18 protein-coding genes are annotated in these 16,988 nt (G+C 60.6%); 7 read left to right on the forward strand and 11 right to left on the reverse strand.

The features are described from left to right. Window positions 1-85: 85 nt before the first annotated feature. Together M3P21_RS15340 and M3P21_RS15345 are read right to left on the reverse strand one after the other, a co-directional pair. Window positions 86-1,192, reverse strand: coding sequence for a ParB/RepB/Spo0J family partition protein (locus M3P21_RS15340; protein WP_249711209.1), 1,107 nt, complete (start codon window positions 1,190-1,192; stop codon window positions 86-88). Further along, window positions 1,189-2,496, reverse strand: a complete 1,308-nt coding sequence (locus M3P21_RS15345) for an AAA family ATPase (protein WP_249711211.1) — start codon at window positions 2,494-2,496, stop codon at window positions 1,189-1,191. The genes M3P21_RS15340 and M3P21_RS15345 overlap by 4 nt, the downstream gene beginning before the upstream one ends. Before the next feature lie 466 nt (window positions 2,497-2,962). Between M3P21_RS15345 and M3P21_RS15350 the strand changes: the two genes are divergently transcribed. Next, complete coding sequence (locus tag M3P21_RS15350; protein ID WP_249711212.1) at window positions 2,963-3,646, forward strand: DnaA N-terminal domain-containing protein; 684 nt, start codon at window positions 2,963-2,965, stop codon at window positions 3,644-3,646. A 9-nt stretch (window positions 3,647-3,655) separates the two neighbouring features. Here the strand turns inward: M3P21_RS15350 and nagA are convergent, their stop codons facing one another. Genes nagA through M3P21_RS15370 form a run of 4 tightly spaced genes read right to left on the reverse strand, consistent with a single transcriptional unit; the run spans window position 3,656 to window position 7,502 of the window. Then, a complete protein-coding gene (nagA, locus tag M3P21_RS15355) occupies window positions 3,656-4,834 on the reverse strand; it encodes an N-acetylglucosamine-6-phosphate deacetylase (RefSeq protein WP_249711214.1) in 1,179 nt (392 codons plus the stop codon). Next, window positions 4,831-5,859 (reverse strand): SIS domain-containing protein, encoded by a 1,029-nt coding sequence (locus tag M3P21_RS15360; RefSeq protein ID WP_249711215.1) that lies wholly within the window; start codon window positions 5,857-5,859, stop codon window positions 4,831-4,833. Before M3P21_RS15360 ends, nagA begins: the two co-directional genes overlap by 4 nt. 13 nt (window positions 5,860-5,872) lie before the next feature. Further along, window positions 5,873-6,628: a GntR family transcriptional regulator gene (locus M3P21_RS15365; protein WP_249711217.1), complete on the reverse strand. Its 756-nt coding sequence runs from the start codon at window positions 6,626-6,628 to the stop codon at window positions 5,873-5,875. Further along, window positions 6,615-7,502: a glucosamine kinase nucleotide-binding domain-containing protein gene (locus tag M3P21_RS15370; protein ID WP_249711219.1), complete on the reverse strand. Its 888-nt coding sequence runs from the start codon at window positions 7,500-7,502 to the stop codon at window positions 6,615-6,617. Before M3P21_RS15370 ends, M3P21_RS15365 begins: the two co-directional genes overlap by 14 nt. 168 nt (window positions 7,503-7,670) lie before the next feature. Here M3P21_RS15370 and M3P21_RS15375 point away from each other — a divergent pair, with 168 nt between their 5' ends. From M3P21_RS15375 to M3P21_RS15400, 6 genes are all read left to right on the forward strand, one after another. After that, complete coding sequence (locus tag M3P21_RS15375) at window positions 7,671-8,558, forward strand: N-acetylmuramic acid 6-phosphate etherase (RefSeq protein ID WP_249711221.1); 888 nt, start codon at window positions 7,671-7,673, stop codon at window positions 8,556-8,558. A gap of 36 nt (window positions 8,559-8,594) precedes the next feature. Beyond that, window positions 8,595-9,848 carry an ABC transporter substrate-binding protein gene (locus M3P21_RS15380; RefSeq protein ID WP_249711223.1) on the forward strand — a complete coding sequence of 418 codons (1,254 nt, stop codon included), beginning with the start codon at window positions 8,595-8,597 and terminating at the stop codon, window positions 9,846-9,848. Window positions 9,849-9,910: 62 nt separating this feature from the next. Continuing rightward, entirely contained in the window at window positions 9,911-10,825 is a 915-nt protein-coding gene (locus M3P21_RS15385) for a carbohydrate ABC transporter permease (protein WP_249711225.1), read from the forward strand. A 10-nt stretch (window positions 10,826-10,835) separates the two neighbouring features. Next, entirely contained in the window at window positions 10,836-11,675 is an 840-nt protein-coding gene (locus tag M3P21_RS15390; protein ID WP_249711227.1) for a carbohydrate ABC transporter permease, read from the forward strand. After that, on the forward strand, window positions 11,672-12,703 hold the full coding sequence (locus M3P21_RS15395; RefSeq protein ID WP_249711230.1) for a Gfo/Idh/MocA family protein: 1,032 nt from the start codon (window positions 11,672-11,674) through the stop codon (window positions 12,701-12,703). Before M3P21_RS15390 ends, M3P21_RS15395 begins: the two co-directional genes overlap by 4 nt. Beyond that, on the forward strand, window positions 12,700-13,695 hold the full coding sequence (locus M3P21_RS15400) for an ABC transporter ATP-binding protein (RefSeq protein ID WP_249711232.1): 996 nt from the start codon (window positions 12,700-12,702) through the stop codon (window positions 13,693-13,695). The genes M3P21_RS15395 and M3P21_RS15400 overlap by 4 nt, the downstream gene beginning before the upstream one ends. A 106-nt stretch (window positions 13,696-13,801) precedes the next feature. On the opposite strand, the gene M3P21_RS15405 is transcribed toward M3P21_RS15400, so the two are convergent. From M3P21_RS15405 to napG, 5 genes are read right to left on the reverse strand one after another with little or no spacing between them, the layout of a single operon-like run. Continuing rightward, a complete protein-coding gene (locus tag M3P21_RS15405) occupies window positions 13,802-14,059 on the reverse strand; it encodes a hypothetical protein (RefSeq protein WP_249711233.1) in 258 nt (85 codons plus the stop codon). A gap of 10 nt (window positions 14,060-14,069) precedes the next feature. Then, entirely contained in the window at window positions 14,070-14,774 is a 705-nt protein-coding gene (locus M3P21_RS15410) for a NapC/NirT family cytochrome c (protein ID WP_249711235.1), read from the reverse strand. Window positions 14,775-14,803: 29 nt separating this feature from the next. After that, window positions 14,804-15,241, reverse strand: a complete 438-nt coding sequence (locus tag M3P21_RS15415) for a nitrate reductase cytochrome c-type subunit (protein WP_249711237.1) — start codon at window positions 15,239-15,241, stop codon at window positions 14,804-14,806. A 12-nt stretch (window positions 15,242-15,253) separates the two neighbouring features. Further along, window positions 15,254-16,171 (reverse strand): quinol dehydrogenase ferredoxin subunit NapH, encoded by a 918-nt coding sequence (gene napH, locus M3P21_RS15420; RefSeq protein WP_249711239.1) that lies wholly within the window; start codon window positions 16,169-16,171, stop codon window positions 15,254-15,256. Continuing rightward, window positions 16,168-16,986, reverse strand: coding sequence for a ferredoxin-type protein NapG (napG, locus tag M3P21_RS15425; protein WP_249711241.1), 819 nt, complete (start codon window positions 16,984-16,986; stop codon window positions 16,168-16,170). The genes napH and napG overlap by 4 nt, the downstream gene beginning before the upstream one ends. Between the last annotated feature and the right edge of the window lie 2 nt (window positions 16,987-16,988).

Here is a 16,988-nt window from a genome sequence, read left to right on the forward strand (position 1 = left end):
AGCGGATTTGTTGGGGTAAAAAAAGGAAATGGCGCCAGATCGTATCTGGCGCCACCTTGTCATTGAAACTCGCAGAATATGCGCCTTACCCGTGGGTAAGATCATCTTCTTCTTGAAGATCCTCGACCAGCGCCGAGATGGCTTGTTCCAAACGTGCGCGGTCAACCCGCGTGAAATCCAGATTATATCGCACCTCAATCCGCCCGACAGAGGCGGAACATTTGGCAACCCCTGCCCGCCCTGGAACTTGAAAAGTCGTTTTCGCCCGGCGAGTTTTGGTGCTGCCCTCGGATTTCGGTTTCGCCGGAGCGACGGCCTCTTGCGACGCGAACCCCCTGAGAATTGCGATTTCGCGCGCGCTGTCTCGGTCTGGCTCGCTCATCAATGCAGATCCAACCCGTCGGATCAGCCCGGGATCGGAGTCGAGCTTGCGCTTGAGTTCCACACCAACATTGCGTGGAATTTCATTGGGATGCATCAACAGCTTTTCCATCTTCATCAGCAGACTGGCAAATGCTCGGATATAACTGCGTTTGGTGTAGCTGGCCGACTTGAACAAGGTCGACACCGCCTTGTCCACATCCCCGCAATCATTCGCCGGATCCTCTGCATAGGCGCGGGCCAGCGCACCCATCTCTGCAAACGAGATATCTTTGCGGATCAGGTTCTCATCCACCATGCGCCGATAGCTGTGATCCAGTTTCGCAGCTTCCGCTATCCCGGCCGGAATCACCTTATAGGTCTCGTCACCCGTTTCTTCACGCAGCGCCCGATAGGCCGACAGACGGCGCATGCCCTGAATCAGATCATACCGCCCGTCGGGGCGACGTTCGACACGAATGGGGTTAGACAATCCGATCTCTCTGATTGACGCCTTCAGTTCTTCCAGTTCGGGGTCTGGGCCCGACTTGCGATCCCGCGTCAGTTTTTCGGATACGACATCTTCCAGTGCGATATGCTCCGTCACCAAGCCCTCGGCCCGGAGGCGGACCAACTCATGCGCCAAACGGTCATTTTCAGCACGGATGATATCCTCGGTCGACTGCTTGTCTCGCAAAGCATCAGCGTTCTCAGAGATTGCGGCGGCCATCGGGCCGCGCCGTTTTTCAAGGACCTCGTCCGACACTTTGCCTGTCTGAATATCCGCCATGGCTGGCATCTCGATATCAAAAACTCTGCGTTTGCGGCTCATGCGTCATCCTCCAGCTTGTCCCAGGCAGATATCATGACGTCCCGGAATTCCTCGTAGACATTGTCAAAAGTCGAACGCGCCCGGCGCCATGTTTCGCGCGTCATCTCGCGATAGTCCATCTCGTAGACCGAACTCAGAAACCGGCCGGATTGCTCGACGGCGCGCGTCATCTCTACCGGGTGCTGCGCGACATGCTCTCCGAAAACCTTGCGAAACGCGTCGAACATGGCCAGATGCAAGGCATTGCCGGGCTCATAACGCGTGAGCAGGAACCGCAACTCGCAAAAGGTCTTGGGCAGGCTGATCTTACCCGTGGGTAAGGTCTTATCAAACCCGTAGGCCAGATCCTCCAGCGCTTCGGCCAATTGCCCGATAAAGGACGTGGTCGAGTCATACTCCCAATATCCGGGCCCGGATGGAACGTAGAGCATATCAGCCGCAAACACCGCGTTCATCGACTGGTAGCCGATCGCCGGAGGGCAGTCGAACAGGATCAGGTCATAAGCGTCGTCGGGGATCTGATCCAGATAGCGCGACACCGCCGCAAAGAACGACCATTCGGGATTCAGGTGCCGGTATTGGGCTGAGGCAAACTCAACAAAGGCGGCGTTGGCACAGGACGGGATCGCATCGATTGTCGACCAGGAAGTCTTCTTGATGAAGTCGGAGATCCGCAGATCACCCAAACCCATTTCGGTGATCGAGGGGGGCAGCTCGCGGCGGGGCAGGGCGGTTCCGGATTCGGCGGCGGCAGGCCGACTGTTCATCCGCTCGGTCTCACGAATGAGGTCCCGGGCCATAATGCCCCAGACCGTGAAATCCTCGGCCACATCGGTCAGCCCCATGGAGTGGCTCAGCGTCGCCTGCGGGTCGAAATCGACCACAAGCACGCGATAGCCGTCCAAGGCAGAAGCATGGGCCAGATGCAGGGCGACGGTGGATTTACCAGCGCCGCCCTTGAAATTCGCCACGGCAGCCCGGATCGCCCGCTTGCCGGCGGGGCGGGGCGGCATCAGGGATTTGCGGTTGACCTTGAGCCGCCTGCGCAGCTCATTGACCTCTTCCAGGCTGAACCAGCGTTGCCGCCCATCCGGCTCTACCTCGCCGCTTGGCAAGGTTGGGTCCGCCGCCAGCTTGCCGCGGAATGTCGATTGATTGACCCTGAAGATCAGCTCGGACACTTCCCAGCTTGAGAAGCGGCGCAACGTCTTCTCCATCTCGGGGCTAAAGGTTTGCTGCCGTATCCATCCCTGCAACTTAAGGGACTGGTTGCGCAAGGCGCTCAGGTCTTCGTGCGTATACATGCCTCGGGTCTCTGCTCTTTCGGACGCTATTTGTTTTGTAGTTCTTTTTTACGCCCTGTTTGCGTTTTTGGCAAAAGAAAATATCATACCAATGCGATCTTACCCGCGGGTAAGAAAACAAGGGGTTGGGGCCACTGAACTGATTCGGGGGCGTGCCGCTGTCAAACAACGAGTCGATCTGGGCTGACGGCACAGATATAGGGGGACGCCTTGGATACCATCGCCCCATATAGGGGGACAGCATAGTCGATTAAGGGGGCATACAGAGTGTCCCCCATCACCAATACTTCACCAAATTTTTTAATTTATTTGAGCTCAAAGGGTTGGATTGCCGACCTGTATTCAGACTCCTCTTGACAGAATCGAAGCTTTGGACGCTAATCGGGACAAGATCAGGAATAGCGTTGTGAAGCGGCGACAAGACTGCGGATAAGACGCATGAGGCTTACAAGGCGGCGAGCATAAAATGCAGGTTGCACAACCGGTCGGGCGAAATGCGCCGGCCCTGAAATACGACATACTCTCTGCCCTGGCAGTTCATGCTCTGGCAGCTGACAAGCATCGGCAACGCAGTATTCTTCGGGTTCTGACGCTGATCACAACCCGCTACAACTGGCGATCCAACGAATTGTCGATCGGGCGGGAAGAGATCGCGCGGCTCTGGTCCGTGAACGAAAGAACCGTGAAGCGAGAGATGGCCAGATTTCGCAGCCAGGGATGGATCGCCGTCAAACGCCCGGCAGCGCGGGGCAGGGTGGCGGTTTACGAGCTGGACCTGAAACAGATGATGCTGGATACCGCCGAAATATGGCCTGTCATCGGCTCGGACTTTCAGGAGCGTATGGGGGATGCGAAAGAACCCTCGACCAATGTTGTACCGTTCAAGGAGAAGCAAGATCTGGCCCCGCCCGACGGCGAAGACGTGTGGGGGCAGGTGCAGACCATGTTGCACGGGCGGGACCCCGAACTCTGGTCCAGCTGGTTCCAACATCTGACCGAGGCGGAGAGGGCAGGGGGGGTGGCGACCCTGATTGCCCCCTCGCGTTTCATGGCGGACTATATTGCACAGAAATGGACCGGGCGGGTACTGGCGGCCTATGGGCGCATCGACCCGTCGATCCGGACGGTTCGGATCGAAGCGACGGAATAGGAGGCAGGGTTATTCAGCGCGCGCAGATTTCGACGGCACCGACGACGCGAACCGATCCAGGGGCGTGAGGTGACGCAGGCAGGAGGAGATGTGGATCAGATCGGACAAATGGGTTGAACCGGGCCTTGGCGTCGTTGGCTGGTCAATCAGGGCTCCAGGCGTTGTTGTAGTGGCCTGCAGTGCCTGTTCCAGAGCAACGCCCACATCATTGACCAGCACCCGGATTGCGGTGGTCAGATCCAGATCAGCTCCGGCGAGTGTTCCGTCCTCAAGCGTAAGCCGCCCATCGTTGCGCGAAATTCGGCGACCTTCCAGAAAGAACTCGGTCAGGGCCGTCCCGGCCACCGCCATAGCATCGCTGACAAGGAAGATTTGACCGGGCCCCGCCTTGCTGTCCCATGCTGTGCGCATGGCGGCGGGGTGGACGTGGATGCCATCCGCGATCAAGCCCGCCGACAGGGTGCCGGTGGCCAGGGTTGCCCCCACAAGGCCAGGTTCACGGTTACCAAGCTGGCTCATCGCGTTGAACAGATGGGTGACACAGCGGGCACCGGCCTCGGCGTAGGATTTGCAGGTCTCGAAACCGGCATCCGTATGTCCAAGCGACACCAGAATGCCCGCCGCGGCCAGAGTGGCAATCTGATCGGGCGTGGTGCTCTCGGGGGCGACGGTGACTTTAAGGACGGGAATATCTGCTTTTGCCGCAAGCAGAAGCCGGAGGTCCGTGTCCTCCATCGGGCGGATCAGGTCCGCATCATGGGCACCCTTGCGGGCAACGCTGAGATGGGGGCCCTCCAGATGCAGCCCAGCGATGCCCGGAACCTTGCCGTTGATGGCGTATCGCGCTGCGTCGATGGCCGCTTTGGTCTTCTCTGGGGTGTCCGTTATCAGCGTCGGAAGGATGGCCGTCGTCCCAAGGCTGCGATGGGCGCTTGCGATGCGTGTCAGGGTGGCGACCGAGGGATCATCGTTGAACATCACCCCGTCGCCGCCATTGACCTGCAGATCGACATATCCGGGCGACAGGATGCCGCCGTCCAGATCGACGGTCTCGCAGTCGCGCGTGGTTTCCGTTTCGGGCACCAGCCCTGTGAAAATCCCGTCCCTGAAACTTGCGGCCTTGCCGTCATGCAGGCGGTTTCCGTCAAAAAAGCGCCCGCCAATGAATATCACGGATTCGCGTGTCATACGGTTTCCGTCACTTTTTTCAGATGCCTGGGGGTGTCGGGATCGATCCCGCGACTGCGCGCGACCTGCTCGACCATGCCGTAGAAGGACACGATTGCGGCAATCGGATCGGTCAGCCAGTGATCGGTTCGTACGTGCGGCAGTGTGATCGCCTTGTCGAGCTTGGGGGTTGTCGCAAAAACGGTTGCACCCTTGTCGGACAGCGCGTCGGCCACCTGGGCCAGACTGCTTTCGGCCGCATCACCGGCGACGAAGCCGATCACCGGGAAGCCCTGATCGACGATCGAAACCGGCCCGTGCAGCACCTCTGCCGAGGAATAGCTTTCCGCATGGATAAGGCAGGTTTCCTTGAACTTCAGCGCCGCTTCGTTGGCGATGGCCCAGGACGGCCCCCGACCAAGCGTGAACAGCGAGCGACCGTCCAGCGCGGCGGCGGCGTCGGACCAATCGCAGGCCGTAGCGGCTGCCAGTTGGCTGGGCAGGGCCCGAATGGCGCTGATCAGGTCGGCGTCCTGCTTGATTTCAGCGATCAGCCACAGGCCGACAACCAGCGAAGTGACGAAGGTTTTTGTGGCCGCAACGCTCAGCTCGGGGCCTGCATGGATCGGCAAGGTGGCGGACGCTGCCTTGGCGAGGTCGGATGCGGGGTTGTTCGTGATCGCAACGGACAGGCCCTTCGATGCAGTGATGGCTTTGGTCATCCGCACGATGTCGGGGCTCATGCCGGATTGCGACACTGAAAGGCAAAGCGCGCCCTCTGCGACCAGGTCGACATCATAGATCGACTTCACCGATGGCCCGACAGAGGCCATGGGGCGGCGCAGAACCAGTTCACTGGCATATTTGAGGTAGGTGCAGGCGTGATCGGACGATCCTCTTGCGACCGACAGCAGAAATCTCGGGTCCATTTGCCGGGCGGCTTCAGCGGTGTTGTTAACGTCGTCCCCGCCTTGTGACAGAAGACGCTCGACGGCATCGGGAATCTCGTCGATTTCACGGCGCATGAGGGTGGTGCCATTGGTCATTTGCAGGGCCTTTTCAATGAGTGAGGCGCAGCTCCGCCACAAAATCATAGGCGTCGCCGCGATAGATCGATCGGGTGAGTTCCGCGACGCGTCCGCTTTGCAGATAGGACGTCCGCTGAATGCGCAATCCGGCGGTGCCTTCCGCGACGCCCAGCAGGCCGGCCTCTTCCGCTTCGAGGTTGATCGCAGAGATTTTCTGCACCGCGCGGATCGGGCGGGTGCCGGACTGTTCCAGCAATTCATAGAGAGAGGTCGTCACCGCCGTCGGATTCGGCAGAATGTCGAGCGGCAGTGCCGCGCGTTCCAGGGCCATTGGTCGCCCGCCTGCCTCGCGCAGGCGGTAAATGCGGGCGACCTGTTCCCCGGCGGCAAGGCCGAGGCCAATCACTTCTTCGGGGGAGGGCATGAAGAGGCCGCGCTCCAGCCATTTCGAGGTGGTTTCAAGCCCGCGGCGTTGCATGTCCTCGGTGAAAGAGGTCAGGTGCGACAGCGATTGTTCCACGCGGGTCACCGGTTCGCGCACGAACGAGCCCGAGCCTTGCCGCTGTTCCACCGTGCCTTCGCGCACCAGTTCCTGGATGGCCTTGCGGACGGTCACGCGCGACAGGTCGGTGATCTCTGCGATTTCGCGCTCGGGCGGCAAAGAGGAATTGGGCGCCAGAATGCCGTCCTCGATCCCGGCCTCGAGCCGTCTGCGCAATTGTACATAGCGCGGTCCGGCGGTCCTGCTGAGCCAGCTTTCGGGACGCAGAAATTCAGCAATATCCATGTGCGATCTCCTTGTCTCGTTCCTGCGCCAGCGCAATTGCGCCCTCTAGCGGCTCGCCCTTGGGTTCGGCCAGATCGGGTGCGATCGCGTCAGGAAAATAAGCGGCGTAATGCGGGCCTATCCCACCGGTCAGGCAAATGGGCATGCCCGATCTCCAGCCCATCTGTTTAAGGTTGGCGGCAATGTGATCCGTGGCGGCCTGCATGATCTTGAGGGCAACGGGGTCGCCGCCTGCCGCATGTTCCGTCACTTGGGGGGCCAGTGCCCCGAAGGCCGCCGGGTCGGCGTCGCGGGCAAACTCCACGATTTCGGCGGCGGTGCTGAACCGGGTCCGAAAATCTGCGATCATCGGCGACATCGGAAGAAACCCGTCGACCTGATGCAGGAGGTGCGACAGGGCTGTACGACCGACCCATTGGGCCGAGGCCTCATCCCCCAGGACAGAGCCCCAACCGCCTGCAAGCCGGTGTGTCCCGGCGATTTGGGCGGCGAAGAACGACCCGGTGCCGCAATGGGCGACAAGCCCGTCGCCGCGCCCCAGCGCGCCACGCAGTGCGGCAAGGCGATCATCGCCATAGCGCGCGTTTTGCAACGGCAGCGCCGCGCTCAGCCGGTCGACAAGCGCCTGACCCGTGACCCCGGCCAATCCGACAAAGGCGGGCAGGGCGTGCAGCGTTTCTGCGTCGGTACCACTGCGTTGTGCGAGGGTCTGGATGCCGTCGAGCAGGTGGCGCACCGCGCTGTCGAAATCGGTCGAGACATTGGCCGACCCCGTTTCAATGATGTGGCGATCATGGCCGCGAACAAACGCAATGCGGCAGCGCGTGCCACCGCCATCAATGGCCAGAACCGGGGTGTCGGGCGAATCCGTCATATAGAAACCTTTATAATACCTTTGGAGGATTTCAAAGGCCTAAATGGTACCAAAGCTGGTCATATGGCGTGTGTACGCTGCGCAATACGGCGAATTCAGGGCAAATAATATAATGGTAGACAAATGGTATCTAATAGGTATTTTTGTAGAAACCCAAGGGAGATTCGCGTGATCGCCAGAACCACTGAACATCTGCATGAAGGCGCCGTCGGGCTGGATCAACGCCCGCCCGCCCAGATTGCCTCGCTGCTTGCGGATGGGCAAATCGCGGCGGCGGCCTCGGTTCAGGGGGCGGTTCCCGCTATCTGTGTGGGCGCCGACGCGATGGCGCGCACGATAGAATCTGGCGGCTGTCTGCACTATGTCGGGGCCGGGTCGTCGGGCCTGATGGCTGCCGCGGATGCGCAAGAGCTTGGCGGAACCTTTTCGATCGCGCCGGCTCAGATTCGCATCCATATGGCGGGTGGGCTGCCGACAGGTGTCGAAATGCCGGGCGGGACCGAGGATAATACCGAGGGCCTGGAGGCGGCCCTCGCGGAGCTGACCGCCAAGGACACGATCATCGCGGTTTCGGCCAGCGGGTCAACGCCTTACACCGTTGCGGCGGGGCGTTTCGCCACGGCGCGCGGGGCCGCGCTGATCGGCATCGCCAACAATCGCGGTTCTGAGCTGCTGGAATTGGCGACCCACGCGGTTCTGCTGGAAACCCCGCCTGAAATTCTGTCCGGGTCAACCCGGATGGGGGCGGCGACGGCGCAGAAGATCGCGCTCAACATGCTGTCCACGCTGATGGCGGTGCATCTGGGCCATGTGCATGACGGCATGATGGTCAATGTGCACGCCGACAATATCAAGCTGCGCGCGCGCGCCTGCGGGATCGTCGCAAAAGTCGCGGCCGTATCGGAAGAGGCGGCGCGGACCGCGCTCGACAGCGCCGGGGGAGACGTGAAAGCCGCCATTGTGATGGCCGCGCGGGGCGCGAGCCGCGACGTGGCCCGCGCAGTGCTGAAAGACACACACGGACATCTGCGCCCTGCGTTGGGGCGCTCGGATTAGAACAAGAACCACTGTTGCAACTGGGAGGATCCAACAATGAAACGCAACTTTTTGAAGCTGGCTTTGCTGAGCACCGCGCTTACGGCCACAAGCGCCATGGCACAAGACGTGACGCTGAATATCGAAAGCTGGCGAAACGACGATCTGGTGCTTTGGCAGGAACAGATCATTCCCGCCTTCGAGGCGAAACACCCCGGCATCAAGGTGAATTTCACCCCCTCCGCCCCTGCGGAATACAATGCAGTGCTGAACTCGAAGCTGGATGCGGGCTCTGCCGGTGACCTGATCACCTGTCGCCCGTTTGACGCTTCTCTGGCGCTGTATGAGGCGGGGCATCTGTCGGGTCTGGATGACATGGACTCGATGAGCAACTTCTCGGACGTCGCGAAATCCGCATGGCAGACCGATGATGGCGCGGTGAGTTTCTGCGTGCCGATGGCGTCGGTGATCCACGGCTTCATCTACAACAAAGACGCCTTTGCCGAGGTTGGGGTCGACGTTCCCACCACAGAGGCGGAGTTCTTCGCGGCCCTCGACAAGTTCAAGGAAGATGGCACCTACATCCCGATGGCGATGGGCACCAATGACCAGTGGGAAGCGGCCACGATGGGCTACAACAACATTGGCCCGAACTACTGGAAAGGCGAAGAAGGCCGGCTTGCCCTGATTGCCGGGGAGCAGAAGCTGACCGACGAGCAGTGGGTGGCGCCGTATGCGACGCTTGCGAAATGGGGGGCCTATCTGGGCGACGGGTATGAGGCGCAGACCTATCCCGACAGCCAGAACCTGTTCACACTGGGCCGCGCGGCGATCTATCCGGCGGGTTCCTGGGAAATCTCGGGTTTCAATACACAGGCCGATTTCGAGATGGGTGCCTTCAAGCCGCCGGTCCAGAATGCCGGTGACACCTGCTATATCTCGGATCACACCGATATCGGCATCGGCATGAATGCGGCGACCGAACATCCCGAGGCCGCGAAAACCTTCCTGGCTTGGGTCGGCAGCCCCGAATTTGCCGCGATCTTTGGCAATGCGCTGCCGGGTTTCTTCCCGCTGTCCAAGGAACCGGTCGATCTGGCAGACCCGCTGGCCAAGGAAATCGTCGGCTGGCGCGGTGAATGCGAGAGCACGATCCGTTCGACCTACCAGATCCTGTCACGTGGCACACCGAACCTTGAAAACGAGACCTGGGGTGCGTCCGTTGCGGCCATCAAAGGCGCCTCGGCACCAGCGGACCTGGGTGCCGAACTGCAGGAAGGCCTGGCAAGCTGGTACGAACCACAGCAGTAAACCCTCCCCTTACTGCCCTGTCCGGGCGGCGTTGACTGCCCGGACCCCTCAGGAGATTTCCAATGCAACGCGCTCGTATTCGCTGGCACATCCCTGTGTTCCTGGCACCCGCCGTGCTGGTCTACACCGCCATCATGATCTTTCCGCTGTTCAACACGCTGCGCCTTGCGCTTTACAGCAAAGTTGATCAGGAGAGGATCTTTGTTGGCCTCGATAATTTCCGGACCCTGTTCTTTGATCCGATCTGGTCCGAGCAGTTCTGGAACGCGCTTGGAAACAACTTCTGGTTCTTCATCGTGCATATGCTGGTGCAAAACCCGATCGGGGTCGCCCTGGCCGCGATCCTGAGCCATCCGCGTCTGCGTTTTGCCGCGCTTTACCGGTCGGCCATTTTCATTCCGACGATCCTGAGTTTTGTGATCGTCGGCTTCGCCTGGAAACTGATCCTGTCGCCAATCTGGGGCATCGCACCTTCGATGCTGGATTTCGTCGGGCTGAAGTCTCTGTTCGTGCCCTGGCTGGGCAAGGAAGAATACGCGTTAACGACGCTGGCGCTGATCTCGGTCTGGCAGTTCGTCGGCATCCCGATGATGCTGATCTATGCGGCCCTTCTGTCCATCCCCGAGGAAATTCTGGAGGCGGGCGAGGTCGACGGCATCACCGGCATATCGGCCTTCTGGAAGATCAAGCTGCCGCTGATCCTGCCGTCGATCGGGATCATCTCGATCCTGACATTTGTTGGCAATTTCAACGCGTTCGATCTGATCTACGCCTCGCAGGGCGCGCTGGCCGGGCCTGATTTTTCAACCGACATTCTTGGCACGTTCCTGTACCGCACATTCTTTGGCTTCCAGTTGCAACTGGGCGATCCGCATATGGGGTCAGCCATCGCAAGCGGCATGTTCGCGATCATCCTGATCGGTGTCTGCATCTACCTGTTCGGCATCCAGACCCGGATGCGCCGGTATCAGATGTGAGGGATCAGACATGAACAAAGCACGCAAAAACCCGTTCAACACGCTGGCCATGCACGGCGCGTTGATCCTCTACACCCTGATCGCCCTGTTTCCGGTCTTCGTGATCCTGATCAACAGTTTCAAGGACCGCAAAGCGATCTTTCGCGAACCGCTGGCCCTGCCCGATGCCGAGACCTTTTCGATGATCGGTTACCAGACGGTGATGAAACAGGGCGACTTCTTTCTCTACTTCCAGAACTCGCTCATCGTCACTGTGGCCTCGCTGTTCTTTGTGCTGCTGTTTGGCGCCATGGCTGCCTTTGCGCTGGCCGAGTACCGGTTCAAGGGCAACACTTTGATGGGGCTCTATCTGGCTCTGGGCATCATGATCCCGATCCGGATCGGCACGGTGGCGATCCTTGAGATGATGGTGGCAGGCGGTTTGGTGAACACGCTGTGGGCGCTGATCCTTGTCTATACGGCGCAGGGCCTGCCGCTTGCGGTCTTTATTCTCAGCGAATTCATGCGGCAGGTTTCGGATGACCTTAAGAATGCTGCCCGCGTCGATGGGCTGAGCGAATATGCGATTTTCTTTCGTCTTGTGCTGCCGCTGGTGCGGCCTGCCATGGCCACTGTTGCGGTATTCAACATGATCCCGATCTGGAACGACCTGTGGTTCCCGCTGATCCTTGCGCCTGCCGAGGAAACCAAGACGCTCACGCTTGGCTCGCAGGTCTTTATCGGTCAGTTCGTCACCGACTGGAACGCGGTCCTTTCGGCGCTGTCGATGGCGATCCTGCCGGTGCTGATCCTGTATGTCATCTTCTCGCGGCAACTGATCCGCGGCATCACATCGGGGGCAGTCAAATGATCCGGGTTCTCATCGCGGGGCTGGGCAATATGGGGCTGTCGCATGCGCTGGCCCATCACTACCATCCCGGCTCAGAGATCGTCGGGCTGGTCAACCGGTCGCCGGTTCCGCTGCCCGACGAGCTGACAGGCTACAAGCGTTATGCGACCATTGAAGAGGGGTTGGAAACACTGCCCGACCTCGTGGTCATTGCGACCTATTCGGACAGTCACGCCGATTACGCCTGCGCCGCGATGGAGGCGGGGGCACATGTGTTCGTCGAGAAGCCGCTCGCGACCACGGTCGCTGATGCGCGCCGTGTGGTCACCACAGCGCTGGAGACAGGCCGCAAGCTGGTGGTTGGCTACATCCTGCGCCATCACCCGTCCTGGATGCGCCTGATCGACGAGGCGCGCGATCTGGGCGGGCCGTATGTCTTTCGCCTGAACCTGAACCAGCAATCCTCGGGGGCTGAGTGGGAGACCCACAAGGCGCTGATGCAGACCACCTCGCCGATTGTCGATTGCGGTGTGCATTATGTCGATGTGATGTGCCAGATCACCGATGCTGACCCGGTCCGCGTGCATGGCATGGGCCTGCGCCTGTCCGACGAGATTGCCGAAGACATGTATAATTACGGCCAGTTTCAGGTGGTGTTCGAGGATGGCTCTGTCGGCTGGTACGAGGCAGGGTGGGGCCCGATGATGTCGGAAACCGCGTTTTTTGTGAAAGACATCGTGTCCCCCAATGGCTCGGTCTCGATCACCGATGGCAATAAAGGCGCATCGGCGGATATCGACGGCCACACTCGGGTTGGCGGTATCCTTGTGCATCGCCCCGAAGGCGACACAACCATCGAGATGCCGGACGAGCCCGGTCACCAGGAACTGTGTGATGCCGAGCAGACCTATATGATCCGCGCAATCACCGAAGATATCGACCTGACACGGCATATGAACGATGCCGTGCAATCCCTCGCCATTTGTCTGGCCGCCGATGAAAGTATCCGCAGCGGCCAGCCCGTATCCCTGAAGGAGCCGCAACAATGACTGCTTTGACACTGACCAATGTGAACAAGTCATTTGGCGATGTTCACGTGCTCAAGGATATCAACATCGAGGTGGAAGACGGCGAGTTCGTTGTTTTTGTTGGCCCCTCGGGTTGCGGAAAATCCACGCTGCTGCGGGTCATCGCCGGGCTCGAGGATGCGACCTCGGGCGAGGTGCGGATCGGGGGTGAAATGGTCAACGCCACACCGCCGTCGAGACGCGGTATCGCGATGGTGTTTCAATCCTACGCACTTTATCCGCATCTGAATGTGCGCAAGAACATGTCGCTGGCCCTGAAGCAGGAAAAGCAGAGCAAGGCGGTGATCGAGGAACGCGTGGGCAAGGCCAGCAAGATGCTCAACCTCGAAGATTATCTGGATCGCTATCCGTCCGAACTGTCAGGCGGCCAGCGCCAGCGGGTCGCCATCGGCCGCGCGATTGTGCGCGAGCCGAAGCTGTTTCTGTTTGACGAACCCCTGTCGAACCTCGACGCGGCGTTGCGGATGAACACACGGCTTGAGATCGCAAACCTGCATGACGCGCTGGCCGCGTCGATGATCTATGTCACCCATGACCAGACCGAAGCGATGACATTGGCCGACAAGATCGTTGTCCTGCGCGATGGAAGGGTCGAGCAGATCGGCAGCCCGATGGAGCTTTACAACAACCCCGCCAACCAGTTCGTCGCGGGGTTCCTGGGCTCTCCGGCGATGAACTTCATGCCCGCCGGCTATGTGAATGACGGGGATGGCCGGACCATGGGCGTGCGCCCGGAAGACCTGCGTCTGGCCGACGATGGCGCCTTGAGCGCTGCGGTACAGCATGTCGAGCATCTGGGCGGCGACACCAATGTCATCGCCCGGGTGAAGGATACTCAGATCACGGCGCGGCTGTTCGGACAACATTCGATAAATCAGGGCGAAACGGTCACACTCGGGTTTTCGCCAGAGCGTCTGTATTATTTCGACGACAACGGCGCGCGTGTGCAGTGAAGCGATCTATGTGCATTTGAACGCATCGCCTTTTTGGGATGAACTACGTCCGGGCCCGCTCTGGGTGTCCCACGACAACGGCAGGACACCCAAATTCGGACCCGTCTTATGCGGTTGCGCCAATCCGACGGATCAGGCAGCCCAGGCTGCCGGCGCAGATGCCCACGACAACGGCGATCATCAGTTCCAGCGCTTCAACATGTGCGATTTGCCATCCGGCAAAGAGCAGCGTCTCGATCACGCCGATCAGCGCGCCCATGGCCGCGCCCAGCCACAGGCGGCGGGTCATCATGCCAAGTGCCAAGCCCAGAATGCCCGGCAGACCAAGGGCATTTCCGCCGATTGTTCCAAGTAGTTCAAGCATGTTTTGCCCCCTATTGGTCCGTGCGCGTGGTCAGGAATGACCGGATTTGTTCGCCGTTTTCGGCGACCTGCTGATGCGCTGCCCCCGGGGTCTTTGAATCCAGTGCTTCGGTGACTTTCTGGTATGTCTCCAGATAGTCGGATGGCAGGCTGTGGGCGATGCCCTGGTGGCAGTCGATGCAGGTCATGTTGTTGTCGATCGCGCGCTGGTGTTCGGACGCGGCCCGCGTTTCCTGCAGCGTGAAATCCATGTAGTCGAAATTGTGGCAGTTGCGGCATTCCCGGCTGTTCGACGCCTTCATCTTTTTCCACACAGCGGAGGCCATGCTCAGGCGGTGCGCCTCGTATTTCTCGGGGGTGCTGATGGTACCGGCAAGCTCGTGATAGACATCCTTGACCGCCATGATCTTGGCCTTGATCTTGTGGTTCCATTCGTGCGGCACGTGGCAATCGGAACAGATCGCGCGGACGCCGGAATGGTTGTTGTAGTGGATGGTCTCGCGATACTCGCCCAGATTGGTTTCCATCGTGTGGCACGAGGTGCAGAATTCCTCGGTATTTGTCAGTTCCAGTGTCCAGTGAAACCCGCCCCAGAACAGGATACCGGCCAGAAAGCCCGCGATAATGAGGAAACCGGAACTGAACGCGACGGCCGGAGTCCAGATCCAGCTCCAGAGGCGGCGGATCCAACCGCGGTTTTCGGGGGAGGCTGCCATTTCGGTGCTCCTTTCTGACATGGGTTGGATTAATTGCCGGAAGAAGGCTGAAAGACATTCTCGATCAGCGGCGGCGTATCGGCCTGCGGGACGTGGCACTGGTTGCAGAAATACCGCGTGCCCGCGATCCGGTCCAGTTCATTACCGTCGCGGTCCAAGTAGTGGGTCATCGACAGGGTTGGCGCGTTGCGCTCGCCCGCCTTGGTCCAGTCGTGGCAGGACAGGCACTGATTGGTGCGCGTGTCGATCTGGTATTGCGCGACCGAATGGGGGATCAGCGGCGGTTGTTGCCGGTAGTTGCGCTGCATCCGTCCCTCGACATTCTTGTGGACCTGATCGAGGGGAACAAGTTCATCCACCTCGCCACCGCGCAAGCTGTCCACCTGGGCCGATTGCGCAAGGGCGAACCCACTCAGGAGCAAAACTGGGATCAGGGCAATTCCCCCCGTCACGATTGATTTTCTCATTTTGGCACTCCCTTAGATAAGTCTGGCGGTGCGCGGCTCGGGCGCGGTTGCTGGTTCGGATGGTGTGACGACGCGGTCGTCCAACCGGTGCGTAAACTGGAAAACGTCTACCGCGCAGACATCGATGCAGCGGCCACAATTGGTGCAGTCCGGCGACAGGATCAGAGGGCTGCTGCCCGGCTTGCCTTTCAGCGCGGGTGAGATCACCTGGTTTTCCGGGCAGACCGCGTAACAATCCATGCAGTCGTCGCAGGCCATGCGGTTGGCGGCGCTGATCCGCAGCAGGCTCTTTGCGCCGATCAGGCCATAAAACGCGCCGACCGGGCAGAGGTGCCCGCACCAGCCGTGGCGCGCGACAAAGAGGTCAAAGACAAAGATTGCGGCGATCATTGCCCAGACGAACCCCATGCCAAAGATCAGCCCCCGGTGCAGCATGGTGATCGGATTGATCACCTCCCACGCGATGACACCTGTCAGGCCTGAGACAATCAGCACGCTCGCCAGTATCCACAGCCGCGTCCCCCGTTTGGGTTGCCAGCCTTTTGGCAGGTTCAGGCGGCGATGCAGCCAGTTTGCGGCATCGGTCACGGGATTGATCGGGCAAACCCAGGAACAATAAACCCGACCGCCGATCAGCGCATAGCTTACCAGAACAATCAGGCCGCCGATCAGCGCTGTGAGTTCGGGCCAGTGCCCGGCGATGAGGCTTTGGGACAGGATGAACGGATCGGTCAAAGGCAGAACGCCCAATGTTCGCGATCCGGCCAGCGTCCCCTCGACGATCCAGATGCCCAGCCACGGCCCGAGCAGGAACAGCAGCAGAAAAAACAACTGGCTGGCGCGGCGCAGCAGCAGGAAACGATGCGCACCGATCCAGCCTTTGGCCGCAGCCGCCTCTTGCCCCACGGGCATATGGGCGCGGGCGCTCATTGGCCCAGCCCCGGCAGGTTGTAGCCCGGTTCATACCCGCCGGGCGCGGCCAGATTGTCGGTGCCCGGTCCGGGCAGACGGTCGGGCAGGTCGATCACGTCCTCGACCAATGGCCCGCCCTTGGCGGCCTTTTCTTCCCAGCCTTTGCGGTAGTGCGTCGCTGATCTGCCGCGTGCCAGACGGGCGGGCAGAACCTTGATGGCCGCTTCGGGCAGAACGCAGCTTTTCTCGCACATGCCGCAGCCGGTGCAGCGGTCGGCATGCACTGTGGGTGCAAAGATCGCATGGTGCCCCGAGCGCGTGTTGTGCGACGGCTCCAGCGTGATTGCCTCGTCAATGACGGGGCAGACCCGGTAGCAGACATCGCAGCGCAGGCCGAGATAGTTCAGGCAGTTCTCCTGATCGACCAGAACCGCAACGCCCATTTTTGCGTCGTCGATAACATCCAGCGCGGGATTCAGCGCGCCGGTCGGGCAGGCGGCGACACACGGGATGTCGTCACACATTTCGCAGGGCACGTCGCGGGCGGTGAAATAGGGCGTGCCGGTGGCCCCGGACCCTGCGCCCAGTTCCGCCAGCTTCAGCGTGTCATAAGGGCAGTCGCGCACGCAGAGCCCGCAGCGGATGCAGGCCGATAGGAAATCCTCCTCGGGCAATGCGCCGGGCGGGCGCAGGGCCTCCGCCGGTAGGGCGCGGGCGCTGCGGGCCAGATAGGCCAGCAGCGATCCGGCCACCACGCAGCCGCCCGCCGCCCGTGCCGTTTCCTGAAGGAAGCGGCGCCGCTGCGGCGAAAGAGGGGTTCCGGCAAGGGGCATGG

Origin of the sequence: Ruegeria spongiae, assembly GCF_023502395.1 — a bacterium.
In the GTDB taxonomy this organism is placed as follows: Bacteria; Pseudomonadota; Alphaproteobacteria; order Rhodobacterales; family Rhodobacteraceae; genus Ruegeria_C; species Ruegeria_C spongiae.

Excerpts from the sequence above, each read along its gene's own strand:
- M3P21_RS15400 (WP_249711232.1), top strand. The coding sequence starts at position 12,700 with ATGACTGCTTTGACACTGACCAATGTGAACAAGTCATTTGGCGATGTT.
- M3P21_RS15350 (WP_249711212.1), top strand. The coding sequence starts at position 2,963 with ATGCAGGTTGCACAACCGGTCGGGCGAAATGCGCCGGCCCTGAAATAC.
- M3P21_RS15380 (WP_249711223.1), top strand. The coding sequence starts at position 8,595 with ATGAAACGCAACTTTTTGAAGCTGGCTTTGCTGAGCACCGCGCTTACG.
- M3P21_RS15360 (WP_249711215.1), bottom strand. The coding sequence starts at position 5,859 with ATGACCAATGGCACCACCCTCATGCGCCGTGAAATCGACGAGATTCCC.
- M3P21_RS15340 (WP_249711209.1), bottom strand. The coding sequence starts at position 1,192 with ATGAGCCGCAAACGCAGAGTTTTTGATATCGAGATGCCAGCCATGGCG.
- M3P21_RS15385 (WP_249711225.1), top strand. The coding sequence starts at position 9,911 with ATGCAACGCGCTCGTATTCGCTGGCACATCCCTGTGTTCCTGGCACCC.
- M3P21_RS15370 (WP_249711219.1), bottom strand. The coding sequence starts at position 7,502 with ATGACGGATTCGCCCGACACCCCGGTTCTGGCCATTGATGGCGGTGGC.
- M3P21_RS15415 (WP_249711237.1), bottom strand. The coding sequence starts at position 15,241 with ATGAGAAAATCAATCGTGACGGGGGGAATTGCCCTGATCCCAGTTTTG.
- napG (WP_249711241.1), bottom strand. The coding sequence starts at position 16,986 with ATGCCCCTTGCCGGAACCCCTCTTTCGCCGCAGCGGCGCCGCTTCCTT.
- napH (WP_249711239.1), bottom strand. The coding sequence starts at position 16,171 with ATGAGCGCCCGCGCCCATATGCCCGTGGGGCAAGAGGCGGCTGCGGCC.
- M3P21_RS15410 (WP_249711235.1), bottom strand. The coding sequence starts at position 14,774 with ATGGCAGCCTCCCCCGAAAACCGCGGTTGGATCCGCCGCCTCTGGAGC.
- M3P21_RS15345 (WP_249711211.1), bottom strand. The coding sequence starts at position 2,496 with ATGTATACGCACGAAGACCTGAGCGCCTTGCGCAACCAGTCCCTTAAG.
- M3P21_RS15365 (WP_249711217.1), bottom strand. The coding sequence starts at position 6,628 with ATGGATATTGCTGAATTTCTGCGTCCCGAAAGCTGGCTCAGCAGGACC.
- M3P21_RS15395 (WP_249711230.1), top strand. The coding sequence starts at position 11,672 with ATGATCCGGGTTCTCATCGCGGGGCTGGGCAATATGGGGCTGTCGCAT.
- M3P21_RS15390 (WP_249711227.1), top strand. The coding sequence starts at position 10,836 with ATGAACAAAGCACGCAAAAACCCGTTCAACACGCTGGCCATGCACGGC.
- nagA (WP_249711214.1), bottom strand. The coding sequence starts at position 4,834 with ATGACACGCGAATCCGTGATATTCATTGGCGGGCGCTTTTTTGACGGA.
- M3P21_RS15405 (WP_249711233.1), bottom strand. The coding sequence starts at position 14,059 with ATGCTTGAACTACTTGGAACAATCGGCGGAAATGCCCTTGGTCTGCCG.